5 protein-coding genes are annotated in these 5,699 nt (G+C 72.5%); 3 read left to right on the forward strand and 2 right to left on the reverse strand.

Annotated elements, in window-relative coordinates; all coding sequences use genetic code 11:
* Window positions 1–94: 94 nt before the first annotated feature.
* Window positions 95–1,027, reverse strand: coding sequence for a mycothiol synthase (mshD, locus tag ACFXA3_RS33405; RefSeq protein WP_385193061.1), 933 nt, complete (start codon window positions 1,025–1,027; stop codon window positions 95–97).
* A 145-nt stretch (window positions 1,028–1,172) separates the two neighbouring features.
* Between mshD and ACFXA3_RS33410 the strand changes: the two genes are divergently transcribed.
* Window positions 1,173–2,987, forward strand: a complete 1,815-nt coding sequence (locus tag ACFXA3_RS33410; protein ID WP_385193063.1) for a bifunctional metallophosphatase/5'-nucleotidase — start codon at window positions 1,173–1,175, stop codon at window positions 2,985–2,987.
* A gap of 121 nt (window positions 2,988–3,108) precedes the next feature.
* Here the strand turns inward: ACFXA3_RS33410 and ACFXA3_RS33415 are convergent, their stop codons facing one another.
* The gene (locus ACFXA3_RS33415) at window positions 3,109–3,888 is read right to left on the reverse strand and encodes an alpha/beta fold hydrolase (protein WP_385193066.1); all 780 of its coding nucleotides are present in this window, start codon (window positions 3,886–3,888) and stop codon (window positions 3,109–3,111) included.
* 124 nt (window positions 3,889–4,012) lie between these two features.
* On the opposite strand from ACFXA3_RS33415, the gene ACFXA3_RS33420 reads away from it, so the two are divergent.
* Window positions 4,013–4,600 carry a TetR/AcrR family transcriptional regulator gene (locus tag ACFXA3_RS33420; RefSeq protein ID WP_385193068.1) on the forward strand — a complete coding sequence of 196 codons (588 nt, stop codon included), beginning with the start codon at window positions 4,013–4,015 and terminating at the stop codon, window positions 4,598–4,600.
* Window positions 4,601–4,677: 77 nt separating this feature from the next.
* Window positions 4,678–5,598 carry a phosphatidylinositol-specific phospholipase C gene (locus ACFXA3_RS33425; protein ID WP_385193070.1) on the forward strand — a complete coding sequence of 307 codons (921 nt, stop codon included), beginning with the start codon at window positions 4,678–4,680 and terminating at the stop codon, window positions 5,596–5,598.
* Window positions 5,599–5,699: the final 101 nt, after the last annotated feature.

Consider the following 5,699-nt stretch of genomic DNA (forward strand, 5'->3'; position numbering starts at 1 on the left):
GGGTTGGGGGACGGGCCGGGGCGGCGGGCCGGGGCGGCGGGACGGGGGATGGGCCGGGCCGCCCGCCGGGCCGGGCCGCCCGGCCCGGGGCGGGTCAGCTTTCGGTGCGGTACATCAGGTCCACCTCGTGCGTGCTGAAGCCGAGGCCCTCGTAGACGGCCAGGGCCGCCGGGTTGTCGGCGTCGACGTAGAGCATCGCCGTGGGCAGGCCGGCCCCCGCCAGGTGGTGCAGGCCGACCGCGGTGAGGGCCTTGCCGAGGCCGCCGCCCTGGGCTCCGGGCCGGACGCCGAGCACGTACACCTCGCCGAGGCGCTCCTCGGCGTGCACCTTCGTCCAGTGGAAGCCGATCAGCTCCCCGTCCCGCTCGGCGAGGAAGAACCCCTTGGGGTCGAACCAGGGCTGTGCGATGCGGTCGTTCAGGTCCCGCTGGTCCAGTGAGCCCTGTTCGGGGTGGTGGGCGAAGGCGGCCGCGTTCACCGCGAGCCAGGCCGTGTCGTCCTGGCCGGGCACGAAGGTGCGTACGGTCACCCCGGCCGGCAGGACCGCCTCGGGCAGCGGGGGTGCGTCGGGGCCGAGCGGGCGGCGCAGCTGGCGCAGTTCCCGGAACAGGGTGAGTCCGAGGACCTGTGCGAGGTGGCGGGCCGCGGACTTGCCTCCGTGCGCCCAGACCCGGATCCGCTTGCCGGAAGCGGCGAGCAGGGCCGAGCCCAGCGCCCGCCCGTGGCCGCGGCCGCGCAGCGCCGGGTGGACGACGAGTTCGGCGGCGGGGGCCTCCACCGGGTCGGTGTCCTCCAGCTGTCCGTATCCGGCGAGCCGGCCCTTCTCGGTGAGCAGGAAGTGCCGGATCCCCTCGCGGCGCCCGCCGCGCAGCCGGAGGCGGCCCTGCTCGGACACGGCGGTGGTGCCGTCGGTGCGCGCCGCCTCGTCGATGAGGGTGAGCACCGCGACGGCCTGTTCCTCCGTCAGCTCGTCGAGGGTCTGGATCTGGCGTCCCGGCTCCAGGGCCGCTGCTGCGTCGTCAGTCATGTGTCGAGCCTACGACCGTGGGCGGCGGCGGTCCGTCTTCTGCGTGTAACCAGCTCGATACCCGGTACCCCCTGTCGTGCTACGCGCGTTGACCATAGGCTGCGGCAGACCTCCCAAGTTTCACCGCTGTCCAAAAGGGGACTACATGTCAGCGACGCCACAACGGCACCGCCGAGCCCGCCGGTTGACCTTCGCCGCCCTCGCCGTCACGGCCGGCGCCGGAGCCATGGTCGCCGCCGCACTGCCGGCCGGTGCCGCGAGTGGTGGCGGTGCCGGCAAGAGCCGCACCGTCGACGTGCAGATGCTGTCGTTCAACGACTTCCACGGCACGCTGGAGCCGCCGCAGGGCTCGTCCGGCACCGTGACCGAGCGTCAGGCCGACGGCACCACGAAGGCGATACCCGCCGGTGGTGTCGAGTACCTGGCGACCAGCCTGCGCGAGGCCCGCAAGGGTCACGAGTACTCCGTCACGGCGGCGGCCGGCGACATGATCGGCGGCAGCCCGATGCTGTCCGGTCTCTTCCACGACGAGCCCACCGTCGAGGCGCTCAACAAGCTCAAGCTCGACGTCAGCAGCGTCGGCAACCACGAGTTCGACGAGGGCAAGACCGAGCTGCGCCGCATGGCGTACGGCGGCTGCCACCCGGTCGACGGCTGCTTCGAGTACGGCAAGGAGTACACGGGCGCCGAGTACAAGTACCTCGCGGCGAACGTCACGGACGAGAAGACCAAGCGTCCGCTGCTGAACCCGACCTTCATCTGGAAGAAGGGGGACGTGAAGATCGGCTTCATCGGCGTCACCCTGGAGGGCACGCCGGACGTCGTGACCGCCGACGGGGTCAAGGGCCTGAAGTTCGGCGACGAGGTCGAGACGATCAACAAGTACGCCGCCGAGCTGGACAAGCAGGGCGTGAAGTCGATCGTCGCGCTGATCCACGAGGGCGGCCTGCCCGCCAGCGGCGCGTACAACTACGACTGCAACGTCCCGGGTGCCGGCGCCGGCGTCTCGGGCGCCATCGTGGACATCGCGAAGAACATCGACCCGAAGGTCGACGCGCTGGTGACCGGCCACACGCACCAGGCGTACGCCTGCAACATCCCGGACCCGGCGGGCAACCCGCGCATGGTGACCTCGGCCGCCTCCTACGGCCGCGCGTTCACGGACACCACGCTGACGTACGACCGCCAGACCAAGGACATCGTCCGCACCGCGGCCCTCGCGCCCAAGCCGGTCACCAAGGCCGTCACGCGGGACGTGCCCAAGGCCCCGGACATGACCGAGCTGATCACCCGCTGGAACGCGCTGGCCGCTCCGGTCGCGAGCCGTCCGATGGGCTACATCTCGGCGGACATCGCGGGCCGCGGCTCCGAGGCGCCCGAGAAGCCGCTCGGCGACCTGATCGCCGACGCGCAGCTGGAGGCCACGGCCCCGGCGGCCAAGGGCGGCGCGCAGCTGGCCATCATGAACCCGGGCGGCATCCGTGCCGACCTGGCCTACAAGGCCGCGGGTGGCGAGGGCGACGGCGTCGTGACGTACGGCGAGTCCTACACGGTCCAGCCGTTCAACAACCTGATGAACGTGGTGGACCTGACCGGCGCGCAGCTGATCACCGCGCTCCAGCAGCAGGTCAGCGGGACGGTCAACGGCCCGAACCCGAAGATCCTCCAGGTGTCGAAGGGCTTCACGTACACCCTGGACATGACGAAGACGGGTGTGGACCGCATCGTCGTGGACTCGGTGAAGCTGAACGGCGCGGCGATCGATCCCGCCAAGACCTACCGGGTCGCGATGAACGAGTTCCTCGCGGGCGGCGGTGACGGTTTCACCGTCCTGAAGGACCACAAGAACAAGCTGGTCGGCGTGCCCGACCTGGAGGCCTTCAACGCCTACCTGGCGAAGTCGACGGCGGCCGCGCCGATCGCCCCGCCGGCGACGGACCGCATCACCGTCGTCAAGTAACCCGTAGTACCCGCAGTACCGCAGTACCCGCACCACCTGCGTGGAGCACGCCCGAAGGGGCGGTGGGCCGTCCGGCCCGCCGCCCCTTCGGCGTTCCCCGGGCTCCCCCGGCCGGGGGTCCTCAGAGGCCGGCCAGGAAGGCGCCGACGGCCTTGTGGAAGCCCTCCGGGTCCGTGAACGGCACGAAGTGGTCCCCGTCCAGGGGCGTGTACGAGGTCCCCGGCCGCCGGGCGGTCATGGCGTCGGCCTGGCTCTGCGGGAGCGATGTGCTGCGGGTGCCGTGGATCAGCAGCGCGGGGCAGTCGCCCGCGAGCCAGGCGTCCCAGTGGTCGCCGCGGCAGGCCTCGACGGAGTCGAGCATGTCCTGCGGGTGGAACGGCAGCCGCCAGCCGCCGTCGGGCAGCGGTCGCAGCGCCTGCCCGACGAACTGCGCGCCCACCGGCCCGGCCGCGGCGAGGAGTTCCTCGCGGGTGGGCGCGGTGTACCGCATGGCCCGGAGGAAGTCCGTCCAGTCGCCGGCCCCGGGGTTGATCTCCACGGCGGCGTCCGCGTTGACGAGCGCCGAGACGCGGTGGGGGTGCGCGGCGGCCAGGTGGACGGCGTTGAGCCCGCCGAGGGAGTAGCCGAGGAGTGCGACGGGGGCGTCGAGGCCGAGGTGGTCGAGCAGGGCGACGGCGTCGCGGACGTATCCCGCGCGGCTGTAGTCGGCGGCCCGGTCGGAGTCGCCGTGGCCGCGCTGGTCGGGGGCGATGACCCGCCACGCGTCGCCGAGGGCGTCGGCGAGGCCGGCGAAGGCCATGGCTTCGGACATGCCCCCGTGCAGGGCGAGCAGCGGGCGGCCCGGGCCGCCGAAGTCCAGGTACGACAGTGCGCGGCCGTTGATCGTCAGCGTGTGGCGCATGGTTCAGCTCTCCCCTGTGTGTCCTGCGGTGGCGTGACGTACTGAGCCTGACAGGATTTGGGCAAGCGCGCAATACGTTCGTCTTGGGCGGTTGCCTAAAAAGGGGCGCGGATACGATCCCGGCATGGGAAATCGCGAGGACCTGCTGGCCGGAGCGCGCCGCTGCCTGGAGGAGAAGGGGTACCTCCGCACGACCGTGCGCGACATCGCCTCGGCGTCGAACGTGAGCATGGCCGCGATCGGCTACCACTTCGGCTCCCGCGAGGCCCTGCTCAACCTCGCCCTCTTCGCCGCCATGGACGAGTGGGCCGCCGGCTCCGGCCGCCTCGCCGGCCTGGGCGACACCACCGAGGAGCGCTACGCCGACACCTGGGACCGCAAGATCCGCGACTTCGGCGACATGCGCTGGCTCTGGACCGCCTCCGTGGAGGCCTTCGTCCACGCCCAGTCCTCGCCCGAGCTGCTCGCGACCCTCGCCGAGGGCCAGCGCCGGTCCCGTCGCATGGTGGCCGCCCAGCTGCGCGGGGTCCCCGAGGACGCGGTCGCCGAGGAGGACGTACGGGCCCTCGGGTCGGTGCACATCGCGCTGCTGAGCGGGGTGATGGTGCAGGTGCTGACCGACCCCGAACGGGCGCCGACGGGCCGCGAACTCGCCCAAGGGCTTCGCGCCATGGCCGAGTTGCTCGACGAACCGACCCGTACCGATGGGTAGTAACCCCGTGCTCCGCACGCCATAATCCGGTCCGGCCACGATGGCCGGACGACCGGACTGCGGACGAAGGGGCGGGCATGGCACTGGACCGACGGAGGTTCCTGACCGGGGCACTGGCGGCGGGCGCGGGCGCCGCCGCGGTCGGGCTGGGCACGGCCGCCCCGGCCGCCGCACAGGCCGTGGCGACCCGGGCCGCGGCGAGGGGCTCCGCCGCGCGGGCGCTCGGCACGCAGGACTGGATGGCCGGACTCGGCGACTCCACGGCCCTGCAGCGCATGACCATCCCCGGCACGCACGACTCCGGCGCCACCAAGGGCGGCCTCTACGTCGCCTGCCAGAACACCTCGATCGCCCAGCAGCTCGACTCGGGCATCCGCTTCCTCGACGTCCGCTGCCGCGTCACGGGCGGCTCCTTCGCCATCCACCACGCGGCCTTCTTCCAGGACCTGATGTTCGGTGACGTCCTCGTCGCCTGCTGGAACTTCCTCGCCGCGCACCCCTCCGAGACCGTGCTGATGCGCGTCAAACAGGAGTACTCGGGCGAGAGCGACGCCACCTTCCGCGCGGTCTTCGACGACTACCTCGACCACCGCGGCTGGCGCCCGCTCTTCCGGATCGCCGACACCCTGCCCACCCTGGGCCAGGCCCGCGGCAAGGTCGTCCTCCTCGCCGACAACGGCGGCCTGCCCGGACTGCACTACGGCGACGGCAACGTCTTCGACATCCAGGACGACTACAACACCGAGCCGTTCGCCAAGCGCGGCCGGATCGAGGACCAGTTCCGCAAGGCCGTCCAGCAGCCCGGCAAGCTCTTCGTGAACTACGTCAGCACCGCCGCCTACATGCCGCCGCGCTGGAACTCCGACCGGCTGAACCCGCAGGTCCACGCCTTCGTCGACGGCGGGGAGCTGGCCGGCCGGACCGGGCTCGGGATCGTCCCCATGGACTTCCCCAACACCCGCTCCGGACTCGTCGAATCACTCATCCGGCACAACTGACGGCCCCTGCGGGGGGCGGGGGGGGGGCGGCCGGGCCGCCGGGGGGGGCGGGGGCGGGGCCCGGGGGGGCCGGCGCGCCCCCCGCCCCCCCCCCCCCCGGC

Source organism: Streptomyces sp. NPDC059456 (genome assembly GCF_042750055.1).
Taxonomy (GTDB): domain Bacteria; phylum Actinomycetota; class Actinomycetes; order Streptomycetales; family Streptomycetaceae; genus Streptomyces.